Source organism: Streptomyces sp. NPDC008150, assembly GCF_042956945.1.
Classification (GTDB): Bacteria; Actinomycetota; Actinomycetes; order Streptomycetales; family Streptomycetaceae; genus Streptomyces.
Genome location: NZ_JBIBHJ010000002.1, coordinates 253752 through 271422, shown reverse-complemented (window position 1 = coordinate 271422; position 17671 = coordinate 253752). Strand labels below are relative to the sequence as shown.

General features: G+C 72.8%; 16 protein-coding genes and 1 pseudogene. 9 read left to right on the top strand and 8 right to left on the bottom strand.

From position 1 onward, the window contains the following. Positions 1-335: 335 nt before the first annotated feature. Positions 336-1859 (top strand): CehA/McbA family metallohydrolase, encoded by a 1524-nt coding sequence (locus tag ACFZA0_RS07250; RefSeq protein ID WP_391013531.1) that lies wholly within the window; start codon positions 336-338, stop codon positions 1857-1859. Positions 1860-1933: 74 nt separating this feature from the next. Here ACFZA0_RS07250 and ACFZA0_RS07245 read toward each other — a convergent pair whose 3' ends face one another. Both ACFZA0_RS07245 and ACFZA0_RS07240 read right to left on the bottom strand, forming a co-directional pair. After that, positions 1934-2569 (bottom strand): LysE family transporter, encoded by a 636-nt coding sequence (locus ACFZA0_RS07245; protein ID WP_391012730.1) that lies wholly within the window; start codon positions 2567-2569, stop codon positions 1934-1936. A gap of 49 nt (positions 2570-2618) precedes the next feature. Beyond that, entirely contained in the window at positions 2619-3491 is an 873-nt protein-coding gene (locus ACFZA0_RS07240) for a hypothetical protein (RefSeq protein ID WP_391012728.1), read from the bottom strand. Positions 3492-3786: 295 nt separating this feature from the next. Between ACFZA0_RS07240 and ACFZA0_RS07235 the strand changes: the two genes are divergently transcribed. Continuing rightward, positions 3787-5169, top strand: coding sequence for an MFS transporter (locus ACFZA0_RS07235; protein WP_391012725.1), 1383 nt, complete (start codon positions 3787-3789; stop codon positions 5167-5169). Here the strand turns inward: ACFZA0_RS07235 and ACFZA0_RS07230 are convergent. Then, positions 5075-6130, bottom strand: a complete 1056-nt coding sequence (locus ACFZA0_RS07230; protein ID WP_391012722.1) for a winged helix-turn-helix transcriptional regulator — start codon at positions 6128-6130, stop codon at positions 5075-5077. The genes ACFZA0_RS07235 and ACFZA0_RS07230 overlap by 95 nt on opposite strands. A gap of 118 nt (positions 6131-6248) precedes the next feature. On the opposite strand from ACFZA0_RS07230, the gene ACFZA0_RS07225 reads away from it, so the two are divergent. After that, the gene (locus ACFZA0_RS07225; protein WP_391012719.1) at positions 6249-7193 is read left to right on the top strand and encodes an alpha/beta fold hydrolase; all 945 of its coding nucleotides are present in this window, start codon (positions 6249-6251) and stop codon (positions 7191-7193) included. Between the two features lie 62 nt (positions 7194-7255). Here the strand turns inward: ACFZA0_RS07225 and ACFZA0_RS07220 are convergent, their stop codons facing one another. Beyond that, positions 7256-8245 carry an EamA family transporter gene (locus tag ACFZA0_RS07220; protein WP_391012716.1) on the bottom strand — a complete coding sequence of 330 codons (990 nt, stop codon included), beginning with the start codon at positions 8243-8245 and terminating at the stop codon, positions 7256-7258. An 81-nt stretch (positions 8246-8326) separates the two neighbouring features. Between ACFZA0_RS07220 and ACFZA0_RS07215 the strand changes: the two genes are divergently transcribed. Next, positions 8327-9250 (top strand): LysR substrate-binding domain-containing protein, encoded by a 924-nt coding sequence (locus tag ACFZA0_RS07215; RefSeq protein WP_391012713.1) that lies wholly within the window; start codon positions 8327-8329, stop codon positions 9248-9250. A 116-nt stretch (positions 9251-9366) separates the two neighbouring features. On the opposite strand, the gene ACFZA0_RS07210 is transcribed toward ACFZA0_RS07215, so the two are convergent. After that, positions 9367-9894: a DUF664 domain-containing protein gene (locus tag ACFZA0_RS07210; RefSeq protein ID WP_391012710.1), complete on the bottom strand. Its 528-nt coding sequence runs from the start codon at positions 9892-9894 to the stop codon at positions 9367-9369. A gap of 275 nt (positions 9895-10169) precedes the next feature. Here ACFZA0_RS07210 and ACFZA0_RS07205 point away from each other — a divergent pair, with 275 nt between their 5' ends. Further along, complete coding sequence (locus tag ACFZA0_RS07205) at positions 10170-11072, top strand: short-chain dehydrogenase/reductase (protein ID WP_391012707.1); 903 nt, start codon at positions 10170-10172, stop codon at positions 11070-11072. Between the two features lie 67 nt (positions 11073-11139). On the opposite strand, the gene ACFZA0_RS07200 is transcribed toward ACFZA0_RS07205, so the two are convergent. Beyond that, positions 11140-11811, bottom strand: a complete 672-nt coding sequence (locus ACFZA0_RS07200; protein ID WP_391012703.1) for a TetR family transcriptional regulator — start codon at positions 11809-11811, stop codon at positions 11140-11142. Positions 11812-11933: 122 nt separating this feature from the next. On the opposite strand from ACFZA0_RS07200, the gene ACFZA0_RS07195 reads away from it, so the two are divergent. Both ACFZA0_RS07195 and ACFZA0_RS07190 read left to right on the top strand, forming a co-directional pair. Then, positions 11934-13487: an FAD-dependent monooxygenase gene (locus ACFZA0_RS07195; RefSeq protein ID WP_391013529.1), complete on the top strand. Its 1554-nt coding sequence runs from the start codon at positions 11934-11936 to the stop codon at positions 13485-13487. Positions 13488-13573: 86 nt separating this feature from the next. Beyond that, a pseudogene (locus tag ACFZA0_RS07190) lies at positions 13574-14316 on the top strand (alpha/beta fold hydrolase). Here ACFZA0_RS07190 and ACFZA0_RS07185 read toward each other — a convergent pair. Continuing rightward, complete coding sequence (locus ACFZA0_RS07185) at positions 14303-14761, bottom strand: DUF5707 domain-containing protein (protein ID WP_391012700.1); 459 nt, start codon at positions 14759-14761, stop codon at positions 14303-14305. The pseudogene ACFZA0_RS07190 and the gene ACFZA0_RS07185 sit on opposite strands and share 14 nt — an antisense overlap. A gap of 252 nt (positions 14762-15013) precedes the next feature. Here ACFZA0_RS07185 and ACFZA0_RS07180 point away from each other — a divergent pair, with 252 nt between their 5' ends. Continuing rightward, entirely contained in the window at positions 15014-15529 is a 516-nt protein-coding gene (locus ACFZA0_RS07180) for a hypothetical protein (protein ID WP_391012697.1), read from the top strand. 241 nt (positions 15530-15770) lie between these two features. On the opposite strand, the gene ACFZA0_RS07175 is transcribed toward ACFZA0_RS07180, so the two are convergent. Continuing rightward, the gene (locus ACFZA0_RS07175) at positions 15771-16256 is read right to left on the bottom strand and encodes a MarR family transcriptional regulator (RefSeq protein WP_391012694.1); all 486 of its coding nucleotides are present in this window, start codon (positions 16254-16256) and stop codon (positions 15771-15773) included. A gap of 104 nt (positions 16257-16360) precedes the next feature. Here ACFZA0_RS07175 and ACFZA0_RS07170 point away from each other — a divergent pair, with 104 nt between their 5' ends. Next, positions 16361-17392, top strand: a complete 1032-nt coding sequence (locus tag ACFZA0_RS07170; protein ID WP_391012691.1) for an aldo/keto reductase — start codon at positions 16361-16363, stop codon at positions 17390-17392. Positions 17393-17671 lie beyond the last annotated feature (279 nt).

The window sequence follows — 17671 nt, the reverse complement described above, 5'->3', positions numbered from 1 at the left end:
CGTCGGCAACGAGAAGCAACGTCGGACCCGTTGGGCCACGCGACGCGGTGCGACGGGCGTCCGGGGTCGCCTGGGCTTCAGCCAGACGTGAACCGGAGGTTTCACGCAGCGAGTGTGCAGTTCACTTCGGCAACCGAAGGTTCCGGAGTCGTCGAGATGCGCCGAGGCCCGGTGCCGGTGCATCCCGGTCGCGACCGGAGCAGCGGCCACGCGGGCCGCGCCACACTCAGGAGGAGACCGCCTTGCAGCAGTCCGAAGACCGTGAGCGCATTTCCCACCCGGCCGAGGAGGCGACGGCGGGTGCGGACCGCCGCACCCTGCTGAAGGCGGGCGGAGTGATCGGCGCGGCGGGGGTGCTGACCCTGGCGCCCGTCGGGTTCGCGGTGGCCGACACCGGCTCCGGCGCGACGGGGACGCCCGCCGACGGCTCCGAGGTGACACGTGTGGTCACCGGCCATCTGGCGACCGGGGCGGCCGACTTCGTCCACGTTCCGGTACAGGTCCCCCGGGGTGTCAACCAGATCGCCGTCTCCTACACCTACGACAAGCCGACCGTCCCGAGCGGCACCCCCGGCAACTCGTGCGACATAGGTGTCTTCGACGAGCGGGGAACGGCCCTCGGCGGCAAGGGATTCCGCGGCTGGTCGGGCGGTGCGCGCACGTCCTTCGTCATCAACAGCGACGACACGACGCCCGGTTACCTGCCCGGCCCGGTCAACCACGGCACGTGGCACGTCGTGCTCGGCCCGTACCAGGTGGCCCCGCAGGGCATGGACTACTCGGTGACCGTCACGCTGCGGTACGGCAAGGCGGGCCCTCCGTTCAAGCCGAACTACGCGAGCGAGCGCGCCAAGGGCCGGGGCAGGGCGTGGTACCGCGGCGACTGCCATCTGCACACCGTCCACTCCGACGGCAAGCGTCTGCCGTCCGAGGTCGCGGCCGGAGCACGTGACGCGGGCCTCGACTTCATCGTCTCCACGGATCACAACACCTCCTCCGCGCACGCCGTCTGGGGCGAGTACGCGGGATCGGACCTGCTGATCGTCAACGGCGAGGAGATCACCACACGCAACGGTCACTGGCTGGCGCTCGGCCTGGACGCGGGCTCGTGGATCGACTGGCGCTACCGGGCGCGGGACGACGCGTTCCCGCGCTTCGCGCGCCAAGTGCGGCGAGAGGGCGGCCTGGTGGTGCCGGCGCACCCGTACTGCCCGTACGTGGCCTCGCAGTGGAAGTTCGGCTACGAGGACGCCGACGCCGTCGAGGTGTGGAACGGCCCCTGGACGTACGACGACGAGTCGGCCGTCGACACCTGGGACGGAATGCTCGGCGCCGCCATGCGCAGGGGCGAGCGCTGGCTGCCCGCCATGGCGAACAGCGACGCCCACAGCGTGCCCCAGGTCATCGGCCTGCCGCAGACGGTCGTCTACGCGGAGGACCTCACCAGGAAGGCCGTCCTCGACGGCATCCGTGACGGCCGTACCTACGTTGCCGAATCCTCGTCCATTTCGGTGGAGTTCACCGCGACCGGCGCCGGTCGGCAGGCCGGCATCGCCGAGACGCTGACCGTGTCCGAGGACGCCCCCGTCGACGTGCGCCTCGTCGTGTCGGGTGTGCCGGGCGGAACGGTGCGGTTCATCACCGACGAGGGTCAGATGCACCAGGAGTCCCTCGACGCGACCGGCAGCGGCACCGTCGTCTGGCGCACGACCGCCTCGCTCGCCGCATACGTCCGTGCCGAGGTCCGCCACCCGAAGGCGGACGGCACCCCCGGCAAGGGCAACACCATGGGTGCGGACCTGCAGTGGGGCGCGATGGCGGCGCTGACCAACCCGATCGTCTTGAAGATCAAGGGCTGAGCGGCGGGCCGGACGGCGGTGCGTGCCAGTGCCGCCAACCCGGCATCCAGGGACTGAGGTTGCGCGAGGCGGCCTCAGTCCCTGCCGCTGAACGCCAGACGTACTCCCAGGCCGACCATCACCGCCCCCGACGTCCCGCCGATCCAGGACAGGCGGCGGGGCGATCCGGCAAGCCAGCCGCGCGCGGAACCGGCGAGCAGCCCCCACGTCGCGTCCGAGATCAGTGCGAACGTCACGCAGACGAGGCCCAGGAGTAGCAACTGCACCTGTACGTCGGCAGCGTGGGGATCCACGAACTGCGGCAGGACCGCGCCGAAGATCAACAGCCCCTTCGGGTTGCTCACCCCGACGACGAATCCCTCACGCAGCACCCTGCCGAGCCGCCGGGACTCCGAGGTGTCGTCCACGCGCCCCGGGAGCGACTTCCGGCCGCGCCACGCCTGAACTCCCAGGTAAGTCAGGTAAAGGGCGCCCAGGAACTTCAGGATCGAGAAGATCAGCAGCGAGCGCTCCAGCACCCTGCCCAGCCCGAAGGCGACCAGGAGCACCTGTACGAGCAGGCCGGCCTCGTTGCCGACCGCGGTGCAGAGCGCCGCTCGCCGTCCCAGCGCGACACCGCGGCTGACGACGAAGAGCACGCTGGGGCCCGGCACCGCGATCAACACGGCGACGGCGGTGACGAATCCGGCCAGACGGTCCCATCCCATCATCGGGGAACGGTAGCGCGGGGAGCCGGTGCGTCTCGTGCCTTCCGCCGATTCACCTGCGCGCCGGGCCGGGCTCGTGCCTGCGGTCCCGGCCCCGGGACCGCAGGGCAAGGAGCGTCCAGCCGCGGCCGGTCGGGTCGAGCGGCGCGGTGGCGGCGGTGAACAGCTCGGCGGCCCGGCGGTAGGAGAGACGCCCCCGGCCGGTCAGCGGGCACAGGTCGGCGGCCGGAGTGGCCTGCGGGGCGCGCCTGCCGGTGACGAACACCGGCCCGGCGGTGCGGCCTGCCAGCAGCAGGGGCAGCAGGCGCGCGGTCCCCGACCCCCAACTCAGGGGAGCCGCCGTGCCGGTTCTCGTGCGTCGGGTCGGCAGGTCGAGATCGCCGATGTCGAGGGCGAGGATCCGCTCGACCGGTGCGCCCGACTCGTGGAGCAGGTGCCACAGTGCCAACTCCCTGAGCGGCGCGGGCAGTCCGAGAGCGGCACGTGCGCGTTCCGGGTCGCTGGGCGCGGCAACCGCGGTGGTCGCGGGGGTGAGTTGGATCCGTGGTGCGGGTGGCGGCAGCGTCAGTCGCTCCGCCGGGTCGGCGGAGATCCAGCCCCGCGCCCGCCACCAGGAGATCGCGGTCCGCAGGCACGCCAACTCGCGTTTGAGTGTGCGCGGTTCGGCGCTCTCCGCGCGGTCGGTGAGCCCGCGCCGCAATTGGCGTACGGCGGCCGGAGCGTCCAGCTGGGCCAGGGGGACGACGGGCGGGAGCGCGCCCCTGCGTTCGCGGCCGGTGGGTGTGCGGCGGTCGACCAGCGGCCAGGCCCAGCCGTGCAAGGAGATCCGGTAGACGCGGCTGGACGAACCGCTCAGCCCCGCCTCGACGAGGTACCGCTCGACGGCCGCACCGTACTCCGCCGGCGCCGGCCGGGAAGGCGACACCCGACCTGCCGTCTCCTCGACACGTCGCCCCTTCATCGCCCCCGCCGCCTTCACTGTCGATGATCTGCCGCAACTGTCTCGTCGAAGAAACCTCAACCGCAGTAAACGAGTTATTCGAAGAGGTTTCCCCTCTCTCTCATGCGAGCCTACCAACAGGGACATCGCGCGCAGGCGCAGTAAATCGCAGCCGTTTACTGCGTCAATTGTTGAGCAAGTAAAATTACTCGTAAAGGGGTCGGGATTTCTCTCGCGAAAACTTGTGGAAGGCCCGGCGAGGGCGGCACATTGCGGAGCTGTGACGCTCCCGACGAATTCTCCTGATCCTGCCGACGCGACGGTTCCGCCGAGGACGACGCGCCGCCTGCGGGTGCTGCGGCATCCGCGGTTCCGCCGCTTCCTCGTCGGCCAGACCACGTCCCTGCTCGGCTCCGGCATGAGTACGATCGGCGCGACTTTCGCCGCACTCCGACTCCCGGGCGGCGGGGTCGATCTCGTCGGCGTGGTGATGTCGGCCCGCATACTGGCCGTCCTCGCCGTACTGCTGCTCGGCGGTGTCCTCACCGACCGGCTCGGGGCGCGCTCGGTGATGGTGGCGGCGGATCTGCTCCGGTTCGTCACCCAGGGCGTTCTGGCCACCCTCCTGATCACGCACCATGCCCGGGTCTGGGAGATCGTCACGCTGGCGGTGCTGCTCGGCGTCGGCGAGGGAGGGTTCGGCCCCGGCCTGACGGCCCTCGTGCCCGGACTGGTCCCGGCCGAGGAACTGCCGGACGCCAACTCGCTGCTCCAGACTGCCCAGGCGGTCGCGTCGGTGGCGGGCCCGGGGCTGGCGGGCGTGATCGTCGCCATCTCGGACGCCGGTGCCGTGATCGCGGTCGACGCGGCCGGTTACGGGGTCAGCGTCCTTGCCCTGGCGGGGCTGCGTCTGCCTGCGGTGAGCGTGGTACGACAAGGGCTGTTCACCGAACTGGGGCGCGGCTGGGCGGAGTTCACCTCACGCACGTGGCTGTGGGTCACGACGCTCCACATCGGGCTGTTCAACTTCGCGCTGTGGGCGCCGTTCCTGGTGCTGGGGCCGTCCCTCGCCCAGCGCCGACTCGGCGGAGCCGGGGGCTGGGGCCTGGTGCTGGCCGTGTACGGCTGCGGGTCGGTTCTCGGCGGGCTGGCGCTGCTCGGCAGAAGCCCTCGCCGCGCGCTGGCCTGGTCCATGGCGGCGTCCGCGTGCTGGGCGCTTCCGGTGGCCGCTCTCGCGGCGCGATGGCCACTGGAACTGGTGGCAACGGCCGCCTTCCCCGCCGGAGTCGGCGCGGCGGTGTGCGGAAGTCTGGTGACCTCGGTCATCCAGCGTGAGATACCCCCGGAAGTGCAGGGCCGCATCAGCGCGTTCGACAGCATGGGTGCCTTCGCACTGGGTCCGCTCGGACTGGCGCTGGCCGGTCCGGCTGCCGGGGCGGTCGGGGCCGAACGGCTCCTGGCGTTGGGCGTGGTGTGGCAACTCCTCGCCGTGACCGTGGTGTTGTCGCTGCCGTCGGTGCGGCGGCACGAGGTGACGTCCCGGCCGGCGGCGGCTCGGCACCCGCAGCTCACCTCTCGGACGCCACCGCCCCCACCGCCGCGGGCATCGGAACGGGCGTCCGCTTCACGGCGCGGCTCACGATGGCCGTCTCGACGTGGGTGATCCCCAGGCCGGCCAGGTCGTTCGACAGGAAGCCGTAGAGCGCCGCCAGGTCGGTGAAGTACGCGGCGGCGTGCAGGTTCGAGGGACCGGACGTGGCGAACGCGCCGTGCACGGAGGGGTGTTCGGCCAGGGCGTGTCCCGCCGCGGCGAGGTGGTCGGGGGCGACGTTCAGCAGCAGCTTGGCCTCGATCGGCAGCCCGAGGCGGTGCGGGTCGACCAGGACCTGCGTGACCAGACGCCCTTGGGCGCCCAACCGGGCGATGCGCCGCCGCACCGTGCTCTCCGGGTGCCCGGTGCGCGCGGCGAGGACCGCGGCGCTCAGCCGTGCGTCGGGGGTGAGGGCGTCGAGGAGCGCCTGTTCCAGGGCGTCCGCGTCGACACCGTAGCCGTACGGGCCGGGGGACTCGACGCCGTGCGGTCCCGCTGCCGCCACCGCGCCGGGGGCCGCTCCGGGCGTGCCGAGGGCCGCGCGTTCGGGCGGAGTCAGCACCTGGTGGCGCCACTCCGACGTGAGCCGGAAGACGTGCAGGATGGTGGCGCTCTCCACCGACGTCACGGCCTGCGTCGACGGCAGTCGCCGGAACACCAGCGGGTCGCGCGAGCCGGGCTCGGTGCGGGCGACGGCGAAGATCTCGTCGCCCGACGTGGTGACGTCGATGAACGGGATGTCCTCCCGTGCCGCGAGCGCGGCGACGATGGTGTCGAGCTTCCCCCGCAGGACCCGGATCCGCAGGAACAGCGCTCCCGCCGAGCCCCCGTTGCGCGGTCGTGCGACCGGTGACACCACCACGCGCACGACGCCGTCGGCACTGAGCGCGCGCAGTCGACGGCGCACGGTGGCGGGGCTCAGGTCCAGGACCTGGGCCGCGCGCTCCGCGGTGACGCGGCCGTCCCACTGCAGCGCGGCCACCAGCCGCTGATCCACGCGGCTCAGTACGGAATCCGCCGATGTGCCAGCCATACACGCGATTTTCGCTCACTTCGGCGTCGGGAGAAACCCTCGCGGGCTGCGGGCGCCCCAGTCTGGAGGTCGTCGACAGACATCGGCGGTCCGACCGTCGCGGATCACGGAGGATCACATGCCCGCGTCCAAGCAACGAGAGAAAGTGCACTTCACCAGCGGCGACACCACCTGTGCCGCCTGGTACTACCCGGGGTCCAACGGCGGCTGCGTGATCATGGCCGGGGGGACCTCGGTGACGAAGGAGCCCGCCTCGGACCTGTTCGCGCCCCGGTTCAACGACGCCGGCTACGCCGTCCTGGCCTTCGACCACCGGCGGTTCGGGGAGAGCGGCGGCTCGCCGCGCCAGGTCGTGCGCTTCGACGAGCAGGTCGCGGACTGGCAGGCCGCGATCGAGTGCGCGGCCGGTCTTCCCGGCGTCGATCCCGAGCGCGTCGCGGTCTGGGGCTTCTCCCTCGCGGGCGGTCACCTCTTCCGCGTCGCGGCCGGCAGCCCCCGGCCGGCCTGCGCGATCGCGCAGACCCCCCTCGTCGACGGCCTGGCGGTCGCCCCCCACGCGCTGCGCGCCATGACCCCCTCCGCGCTGCTGCGGCTCCTCGGCCGGGGGGTGGCGGACACGCTGGGCGGTCTCCTCGGACGGCCACCGCTGCTGGTCCCGACCGCGGGCGAACGCGGTGCCGTCGCCTCGCTCACGACCCTCGACGCCATGGACGGCGACCGGGCCCTCGACCCCGGCCGCCGGCACGCGAACTGGGAGCAGACAGTCGCAGCGCGCATCGCCCTCCGGATCGGCGGTTACCGGCCCGGCCGCGACGCACCCCGGACACGTTGCCCGCTGCTGGTGGTCGTCTGCGACGAGGACGACAGCGTCCTCGTGGAACCCGCTGTCAAGGCGGCGCGGAAGGCACCGAACGCGGAGGTGGTCCATCTGCCGGGCCGGCACTACGCCCCGTTCCTGGAGGCCCACGAGCAGGCGGTCGAGGCGGAAGTCGCCTTCCTGGACAAGCACATGGGCGGACGGGGCGCACGGGGTGCACAGGACGAACGGGGTGCACAGGATTGACGCAACCGGAGCGCGGAGTGCGGAGCCCGGGGCGCGGCAAGGCATGCCGTGGGCCGACGCCCTCAGCCGGCAGTGGGGGCGGCAGCGGCAGCGGTTGAGGCGGCGGGCGACGGCGCCGTGTCCTCCCCTTCCTGGGCGGCCCGCTCCTGGGCGGTGGTGCGATGCGCCCGTTCGACGGCCTGTCCCCAGTACGTTCCCGCCAGCATCAGCAGCGCGCCCACCGCGGCGAAGGCGGTCAGCCGTTCGCCGCCGATGCCGATGCCGACCGCGAGGGCCCACACGGGTTCGGTGCCCAGCAGGAGGCTGGCCCTGCTGGGCGAGGTGCGCTGAACCGCCCAGGTCTGGGCGAGGAACGCGAACACGCTGCAGAACAGCGCGAGATACACCAGTTGCCCCCACACACCGGCGGAGGCGCGGGTGAGCGTGGACAGACCGCCCGCGGCGGGGGCGAGGCACAGCACGGTTCCCACGACGGTCTGCACGGAGGTCAGTTGAAGGGGGCGCAGCGACCGGCCCGCGGTGAGCCGCCCCACAAGAACCACATGGCCGGCCCGGACGACGGCGGCGGCCAGTATCAGGGCGTCGCCCGCGCCGGGAGTGTGCAGACCGTTGCCGGAGGTCAGGAGGCCGACCGCGACGACACAGAGTCCGGCGGCGAGGAAGAAGCGGGCCGGCAGCGGGGCACGCCGCCGTCGGCCGCCGAGGTGGTCCAGGACAGGGGTGATGACAAGGGTCAGACTGATGAGGAGACCGGCGTTGGCGGCGCTGGTGTGTGCCACGCCGTACATCTCCAGCACCAGGATGGCGGCCTGGGTGACGCCCAGGACCGACCCGATGCGTACCTCCTCGGACGTCCACCGTCTCCGGCCCTCCCCGCGGCGCGCTGTGCTGAGAACGAGGGGGACGCACACCAACGCGGAGATCAGATAGCGCATGAACAGCACCACCAGCACCGGGGCGGCGTCCGTGGCGGCCTTCGCCGTGAGATAGCTGGAGCCCCAGACGAGGGCGACGGCAAGGAGCACCAGATCGGTTCGGCGTGTGTCAACCATGCGGCAAACGTTGCCCGTTCGGGAATGTGTAGCCAAGTACCAACATCTGAACAGATCTTGTAGCCAGGCTACAGTGTTGCCGTGGACGAGAGGCAGTTGCGGGTTCTGCGTGAGCTGGGCGAGTCGGGCAGCGTGACGGCCGCCGCCGAGGCGCTCAGGGTCACGCCGTCGGCGATCTCGCAGCAACTGCGGCTGTTGCAGCGCTCGGTGCCCGTTCCCCTCACCGAGAGAAGCGGGCGGCGGCTGGTGCTCACGCCTGCCGGGCAGGCGCTGGCCGGAGCGGCGATCGAGGTCGAGACGGCTCTCGCGCGGGCCCGCGGCACCGTCGGCGAGTTCCTGGGCCGCCCCGACGGTGTGGTGTCGGTGGCGGCCTTCCACAGCGCGGCCGCGGTCTTCGGGCCCGACCTGGTGCGTGCGACGTCGGGCCCCGGCTCTCCGACGGTCGCGCTCGCCGACGAGGACGTCGCCCAGAGTGAATTCCCGCCGCTCACCCGGGAGTACGACATCGTCGTCGGGCATCGGCTCGACCACACGGCACCGTGGCCGGGGACCGTGTCCGTCACGCCCCTGCTGCACGAGCCGATGGACATCGCGCTGCCCACGGGTCATCCCCTGGCCGCCAGGACACGGCTCACGCCGGGCGACGTGGCCGACCAGCCCTGGATAACCGTCCACGACGGCTTCCCGCTCATGGCCACCATCGAGGCGATCGCGGCGGCGGCCGGGCGCCGCCTCCATCTGGCGCACCGCGTCAACGAGTTCGCCGTGGTCGCCGAGATCGTCGCGGCGGGCGGCGGGATCGCCCTCATGCCGCGCTGGACCACCCGGCCGCATCCGCAGACAACTCTCCGCCCGCTGACCGGCGTTCACGCCCGCCGCCACATCGACGCCCTCCACCGCCCCGAACGCACGGCGCGCAGCGCGGTGCGCACCGTGCTGCGGCACCTGCGGACGTCGGCGGAAGCCGTCAGCAGCCGCGACGGGACGGACGAGGCGGCGACGTAGAGGTGTGCCGGGACGCCGGCCGTGCGCGGGACGCCGTGCCCCCGGAGTGATGCCGGCTGCGCGCGTGACGCCGTGCCCCGGGCTGGGACGCCGGCCGTCGGTGCGGCCGCGCGGACTCAGTCGCCCGTCGCGCCGTCGGTGCGCTCGCGGAGGAGGTCGGCGTGGCCGTTGTGGCGGGCGTACTCCTGGATCATCAGCAGGTAGACCCAGCGCAGACTCAGGCGCGTACCTCGCGCGGAGACGAACGTCTCGTCGAGATCGTGCCCGGCCGCCGCCGCGTCGCACGCCGCCACCTCGGCGAGGAAAAGCCGGAAGTCCCGCTCCGCGAGTGCCGCGTCGGCGCCCCGCAGTCCCTCGTCCCCGTCCGAGGGGCCGGTGAAGACGTTGCCCACGGGCTCGCCCGCGAAGCTCCGGCGGAACCACCAGCGCTCCACCTCCGCCATGTGGCGGACCAGCCCCAGCAACGTCAGGCCGGAGGGCTCGACTGTCGTACGGGCCAACTGGGCGCCGTCGAGGCCGGCACACTTCAGCAGCAGCGTCTCCCGGTGCCGGCCCAGCCAGCCGCGCAGCATCCGCCGTTCGTCCGCGACGCCCAGGCCGCCGAGGTCGACCGTGCGGTGCATCGAGGGTGCCCTCCAGGTCATGTGGCAACTGTGCGACGGACATTGGCCGGGTTCAAGGCGGCCGTACCCGAGTGCGTCGGGCCCTCGCCGGGCTCCGGGGCCGGGTGCCCCGCGGCGGGCACCGCGCGCAGCGGCCCGCGCGCCGATTCCGGATCGGGCCGACGCGCGGTACGGCGCACTCCGTGGCACTGCGCCTTCCGGGCCAACACGACGGGCGTGACCGGTGTGGCTGTGGTGCGGTGGAGTTCATGCCGCGGGAGGCCCGGCCGGGGTTCCGCTTCGATGCCGGAGGTCGGATGTCGCACGTCGCCACGCCACACGCTTCGCCGCTGAGGGACCGCACGGCGGTCGTGACCGGTGCCGCCCGGGGAGTGGGCGCGGCGCTGGCCAGGGAACTCTCCGGGCGGGGGATGAGGGTGGCGCTGCTCGGACGGGAGGCGAAGACGCTGAACGAGGTCGCCGCGGAGCTGCCCGCGGCCTCCTTCTGCTGCGAGGTCGACGTGACCGACAACGCGGCGCTGGCCGAGGCGGCCGCGGCGACGCTCCGGGAGCTGGGCCCCGCGTCCGTGGTCGTGGCCAACGCGGGCATCGCGGCCGGGGGCCCTCTGGCGACCTCGGACCCGGACCTGTGGCGACGGGTGGTCGACGTCAACATCGTCGGCAGCGCCAACACGGCGCGCACCTTCGTACCCCAACTCCGCGCCACCGGGGGCTACTTCCTCCAAGTGGCCTCCACCGCGTCCTTCGGCTCCGCCCCCATGATGAGTGCCTACTGCGCCTCGAAGGCGGGCGCCGAGGCGTTCGCCCAGTCGTTGCGCGGAGAACTGGCGCCGGAGCGGGTCGGCGTGGGCATCGCCTACCTCCACTGGACCGACACCGACATGGTCCGCGACATGGACAACCAGCCCGTCCTGGCGGCGCTGCGCGAGCACCAGCCGTGGTTCGCCCGCCGCGTGCACTCCGCACCGGAGGTCGCCGGCCGCCTCGCGCGGGGGATCGAGCGCCGCAGGGCGTCCATCTACGCCCCCGGCTGGCTGCGGGCGGTCCAGCCCCTGCGGCCGGTGCTCCCGGTCGTCGTCGGCAGGGTCTCCGCACGCCACCTGTCGGGCACGGCCGACCGGCAGTTGGAGGAGACGGGTGTGCTGGGGGAGGGCGGCCAGGCGGACGAGGAGGCGCTGCGGAAGTCCCGGAACACCTGAAGGGTGACGGGGACCGCTGTGCGCCGCCGGCCGCTCGCCGTCCGCGCCAAGGCGTACGCCTCCGAGGTCACTGCCGCATGACCAGGTGCCGCAAGCCGTCCGCCAGCAGGGCGAAGCCGAGTTCCGCGTCGGCGACCGCACCCGTATACCGGGCGTCGGCCGTCTCACCCTGGGCCAGGCGATCGGCGTTGTCGTCCGCCAGGGCCCACCGGACCGCCACGATCTGCGCCGCCGCGAGTCGCGCGGCGAATTCCGGAACGTCCGCCGTCTCGTGCAGGGCCAGGGCGAGCGCGCGTTCGGCCCCTGCCTTGAACCCCTCCATGCGGGCCACCAGGGAGGGCGCTTCGACGATCATCCGGTGGACCCTGCGCACCTGGGGGTGATCGTTGAGCCCGGTGATCGGGTCCCGGACGCGCAGCCCTTCGAGGTAGTGCTCACGCAGGGCGGTCAGCGGATCGGTGCGGGGCGCCCGGCCGCGCACCACGCGGGCGAGTTCCGTCTCGTGGTCGGCGAGCCGGTGCACCACGAGGTCTTCCTTGGTGGGGAAGTAGGCGAAGAGCGTCCGTTTGGACACCTCCGCTGCCTCGGCCACCTGCACGACGGAGACCTGGTTGAAGCCGCGTTCGAGGAACAGGGTGATGGCCGCGTCGGAGATCGCCGCACGGGTCCGCTGCTTCTTCCGCTCCCGGAGCCCCGGCTTGCCGTCCACGTCGCCCGCGCCGCCGCCCACGTCACTCATGCCGTGCACGCTAACAGAAAGATCACCCGAGTTCATTTCTGCACCTGGTATACATTTGCCCTCGGCGGGGGAATGGGCGACAGGTGAAGTGGAGCGAGGACGTGACCGAGACCGAGCACGGGATCAACACCGAAACCGAAGCGGGCACGGAGACGAGGGCGGAGACCGAGGTCGAGACCGAGGTCGTCGTCGTCGGTGCCGGTCCGACCGGGCTGATGCTGGCGTACGAACTGGCCCTGGCCGGGGTCGAGACGCTGGTGCTGGAGAAGCTGCACCGGCGCGTCGAACAGGTGAAGGGCGGCGCGATACAACCGCGCACGGCGGAGCTGCTGGAGTCGCGCGGGCTGCTGGAGCCGCTGCTGAAGCGGGTCACGCCGCACGAACCGGCCGGCGGGCACTTCGCCGCCCTGCCCGTACCCCTGGACTGCGCTCCCTGGCAGACCCGGCACCCCTTCCCGATCGCGATCGCCCAGGGGGAGATCGAGGGCGTGATCGAGGAGTGGGCGACCGCCGCGGGTGCGCGGGTCCTTCGCGACGCCGCCGTGTCGGGAGTCGAGTCCCACGACGACGGTGTGGCCGTGGCGGCGGAGGGGCTGCGGGTGCGTGCCCGCTACCTTGTGGCGTGCGACGGCGGTCACAGCACGGTACGGAAGCTGCTCGGGCTGCCGTTCCCCGGCAGCCCCGGAACCCGTCAGGCGGTGCTGGCGAGCGTCCGCCTGACGTCCGTCTCGGCGTCGGTGCCGCGGCAGATCGGGCACATGAGCACGCTGTTGCGCCAGGCGAACGGCTACTGGGCCATGCTGGCCCCGCTCGGCGAAGACCGCTACAACCTCACCTTCGGGCGCACGGACCCCGCGGACGACATCGACACCGACACCTCCGACACCGTGGGCCGGCAGGAGATCACCGCCGTTCTGCATGCCGTGTACGGCGAGGGGACCACCCTCGGTGCCGTCGAGAACGCCTCCCGATTCGGCGACGCCACACGCCAGTTGGAGCACTACCGGACGGGCCGTGTGCTGTTCGCGGGCGACGCCGCGCACATTCACCCGCCCCTCGGCGGCCAGGGCCTCAACCTGGGGATCCAGGACGCCTTCAACCTCGGCTGGAAGCTGGCCGCGACTCTCCGGCACAGGGCCCCGGACGGCCTCCTCGACAGCTACCACGACGAGCGGCATCCGGTGGGAGCGCAGGTTCTGCATCACACGTCGGCGCAGCGGGCGCTGGCGGACCCGAATCCGAGTGGGGACGTGGCCGCGCTGCGCGACATCTTCGTCGACCTCCTCCGCCTGCCCGACACCAATCGCCACATCGCGGGGCTGACGTCCGGCCTCTCGCTGCGCTACCCGCTGCCCGGCGACCACCCGCTCGTCGGCGGGCGAGTGCCGGACGTCGACCTGGTCACCGAGCCGGGGCGGGGCACGGACGCCGGTACGACCCGGCTGTCGGCACTGTTCAGGGCGGGCCACGCCGTGCTGCTCGACCTGACCGGTGCCGTCCCGGCCGACCTCCGGCTTCCCGCCCGGGTCGACCTCGTCCGTGCCGCGTGCGCCGACGACCTGGGTGCCGCCGTCCTGCTCGTCCGCCCGGACGGCTACGTCAGTTGGGCGGCGGACGCGTCAACGGCTGCCGACGGAAAGGGTGTTCGCGCGGCGGTCGCGGCCATGGCCCCTTGAGCGGGGCACTAGGATTCCCGGGCTGAGCCGACGCGAGGCCGAAACCGTGCGGCGGAATGCGTCACATCAACCGAGGGAGGCGTGAGATGACCGCCGCAGTGCTCGTCCACGGCCTTTACCACCAGCCTGAGCATTTCGCCGCGGTGGCGGAGCGCCTGCGCGTCCGCGGGGTCGACGTCGCGGTTCCCGAACTTCACCGGGGCTCATTGCACGCTGACACGGCGGCGGTTCAGGCCGCCGTGGACGAACAGCCTGAACCACCGGTCCTGTTGGGGCACTCCTACGGAGGTTCGGTGATCACCGGGGTCGGGGGAGCGAGGCACCTGGTGTACCTGGCCGCGTTCGTACCGGACGTCGGCGAGAGCGCGGCCGCTCTGGGCGGGGCGTCCCGGGAGCTTCGGGCAGCGATCGTTCCCGTCGCGGGCGGTTCGACGGTCCTGCACGCCGGCCGGGCCGCCGACGTCCTCTACGGCGACTGCCCTGATCCGGCGGCGAGCCGGGCGGTCGGTCTGCTCCGCGAGCAGGGTGCCGGCTGCGGTCGGGGAGTGCCGGAGCGGCAGAGTTGGAAGGGCACCGCCTCGACCTACGTCGTCTGCGCCCAGGACCGGGCCGTCGACCCGGCTTGCAACGGGAGTTGGCCGCGCGGTGCACCGGCGTGCGGGAGTGGCGGACGGGCCACTCGCCGTTCGTCGGGCACCCGCAGCTCGTCGCCGACCTGGTCCTTGAGCTGCTGGGTGCCGACGTCCGGGGCGGGCCGTGTCCGGGCGAAGGCGATGTGCCGCCGCCCGTGCGACCGGACGGCCGCGGCGGACGTGCTACCCGACCGTGAAGGCGGCGGCCTCGGTGACCAGGCCGGTGGAACCGTCCTTCGCGGTCGCGAGGGCGGAGACGTGCCAGGCACCGCGCGGTGTCGTCCTGGCCTCCTCGGTGGACACACTGACCGTGTAGACGCAGTGCGCGGTGCCCCGCCCCGCCGGCTCGCACTCGGCCCGCTCCGCCGACGCCATCTCCCGGGCGCTCGGCTTCTGCTTGGCGAGAGCCGAACTCCCGGGCCAGGCAAGGACCTTCAGACTCGCGACACCCGAGGTCGCCTCGACGTCGGCGGTGAAGGTGAACGATCCGTCGCGGGTGCCCTGCGGAGCGACGTACCGCGCGGTGCTGTGCGACAGGGTGGGCGTGGAGGTCTGTTCCCCGCCGTAGGCCAGGGCGGCGGTGCCCGCCCCCGCGAGGACGACGACACCGGCGGCGACGGACAGAGCGATACGTCGGGACATCAGGGTTCTCCGTAACTGACTGCTGCTGGGACCGGACCGGCGCTGTCGTTCGCGCCGCTCTCCCATGCTCTCGGCGCCGCACATCCTGGACATGAGCACGTGTACTCAACCCGCCCTGAGTGGGAGTCCGTGAGCACGTCGGCCGCGTGGTGACCCCCTCGGCTTCCCGGTGTCGCCAACCACGGCGCGCGCCGGAGCCGTTGTGGCTAGGGTGCGGCCATGGTCACGACCCGCCCCCACGAGCCCGTCCTATTGGATCCCAAGGGGCGGGTCATCACGGTGGTCGCCTGCGTTTTGGGTGCGGTCCTGGTGGTGGGTGGGGGCGGAGTCTCGGTCCTCTGCGTGGTGCTGGCCGTCACCGGCAGCGGCGGGACCCGCGGCGGGTGGGCGTGGGGCGCCGCCGGCCTCGCGGTGGTCGCGGCACTCGTCGCCTGGACCGGGTTCGGCACCCTCGTCGACGCACGTGCGGAACGGCGTGCCACTCTCCTGCTCGCCGCCGTCGGCGTCGAGGCGACCGCCCTTGTCCTGACGGTCGCCTCCGCCCCGCCGGGCAGCGACGAGACCCCTCGGGTCCGGCTCCTGACGCGGATCAGCGGCCCGGGATTCGAACCGTTCGAGTCCGGGAACGACGTTCCGGCGTACCGCTTCGGACGGGCCCCGCAGGGCGCGCTGCTCCGGGCGCGGGTCAACCCGACCACCCGCGCGTTCACGCTGGAGCGACCACCCGCGCCACCGGCACCGCGCGAGGCTCCCGACCCGCTTCGCTGAGGAGTCCGGCGCCGAGCGTTCGCCGCGGACCTGTTGACCGGGCGCGCACTGCGTGCGCGGGGAGGGGGCCGGGGGTGGGGTCGGCGACCCGTGCCCGTAGCGCCGTCGGACGCGTCCGCGTCCTTGCGCGGCACGGATGCCAGGAGAGGCCCGGCATCCCGAACCGGCCTTGTTTCTGCGGTAGTTGGGGAGCGCGCGGCTGCGGTCCCGTGCGCACCGGCGGGTGTGCGCCCTCGGGCGGCTACAGCTTGTGCAGGGCCGAGGTCAGCGCTTCGATCTCCTGTGCCGTGAGCCTGCCCGTGAAGTGGCGGCGTACCGCCTCGTCGAGGTTCGGACGTACCGCGACGATGGCCGCGCGGCCGCTGTCCGTGAGGGCGACGGTGACGCCGTTGGCGCGTTCGCGGGTCACCAGTCCGCGCTTGCCCATGCGCGTGAGCTGGTGGGAGATGCGTGTGCGGTCCCAGCCCAGCGAGGCGCCGAGTTCGCTCTGGCGCAGTGCGCCGCCCGCCTTGTTGAGGTTGATGAGGATCGTCAGGTCCGGTTCGGACAGGCCCGCCGCCTCGGCGGTGTCCGCGAGCACGCGGGCCCGGACGATCTCGTGGGCGCGCTTGAAGGCGAACCACAGCTCGACGGGCTCCGAGGCGCCGTGCGGGGCCGTGTGTCCGGTGGTCGCGGCGTGCGTCGTCGCCCCGTCCGGTGCGGCGGACCCACGGTCCGGTGTTGACATCTCAACATGCCCTTCTTAGTGTAGATATGTCAACACTAGCAGGCGGTACTGATCGCCGCAGGTTCGCCCTCGCCCGCCCGCACCCCCACGCCCACGGAGGGCCCATGCACACCCGCTCCCTCGGCACCGAAGGCCCGCAGGTCGCGCCCATCGCGCTCGGCTGCGCCGGCATGTCCGACAGCACCGCCCCCGCCGACGAGGCCGAGGCCATCGCCACGATCCACTCCGCCCTCGACGCGGGCGTCACGCTGCTGGACACCGCCGACTTCTACGGCATGGGCCACAACGAGGACCTCATCCGCCGGGCCCTCCGCGAGGGCGATCGCGAGAAGGCACTCCTCAGCGTGAAGTTCGGCGCGCTGCGCGACCCCGCGGGAACCTTCGTCGGCGTCGAGGGCCGGCCCGCCCACGTCAAGAACGCACTCGCCTACTCGCTGCGCCGCCTCGGCACCGACCATGTCGACGTCTACCGCCCCGCGCGCGTCGACCCCGCCACCCCGATCGAGGACACCGTGGGTGCCGTCGCCGAGCTGATCCAGGCCGGCCACGTCCGCCACGTCGGACTCTCCGAGGCGGGACCGGAGACCATCCGTCGCGCCCATGCCGTGCACCCCATCTGCGACGTGCAGATCGAGTACTCCCTGTTCAGCCGGAACCCCGAGGCGAACGGCATTCTCGACACCTGCCGCGAACTGGGAATCGGCGTGACCGCCTACGGGGTCCTCGCCCACGGCCTGCTCACCGGCACCTACCGACGACCCGCGGAAGGCGACCCGCGCGCCCACTGGCTGCCCCGCTTCCACCCCGACAACCTCGACGCCAACCTCGCCCTGGTCGACCGGCTGCGTCCGCTCGCCGACGCCCGCGGCATCACCGTCGCGCAACTCGCGACGGCCTGGGTCGTCTCGGAGAACCGCGCGCTCGGGAACGTCGTGGCCGTCGTGGGCGCCCGTCGGCGGAACCGCGTCGAGGAGGCACTGGCGGCCGCCGCCGTCACCCTGACCGAGGACGACCTCCGCGCCGTCGAGGAAGCGGTCCCGGCCGACGCCGTGGCCGGAACCCGCTACGCCGCACCTCTGATGACGCTGCTGGACAGCGAGCGCACGGCCGCGCAGCCGTCACACAGCCGCCGGTGACCCTCGCACCCCCACCGCCACGCCCCGGGCCCGGCTCCGGCCGGTACCAGGTTCAAGCCTGAAGCCGACCCGGCCCGCACCCGCCGACCAGGGCACGGCCCCCCGGATACCGGCCGACTCGCGCACGGCAGAGCCGGTTTCGGCACGGCCGCCCCAGCGCCGGTCGGCGCCGCCCACACCGTTGATATCCCCCCCGAGAACGGACTTTCCGTGACCACTTCCGCGCACCAGCCCCAGCACCAGTCCCAGCCTGATTCCACCTCCGTGTCCGGCTCCGAC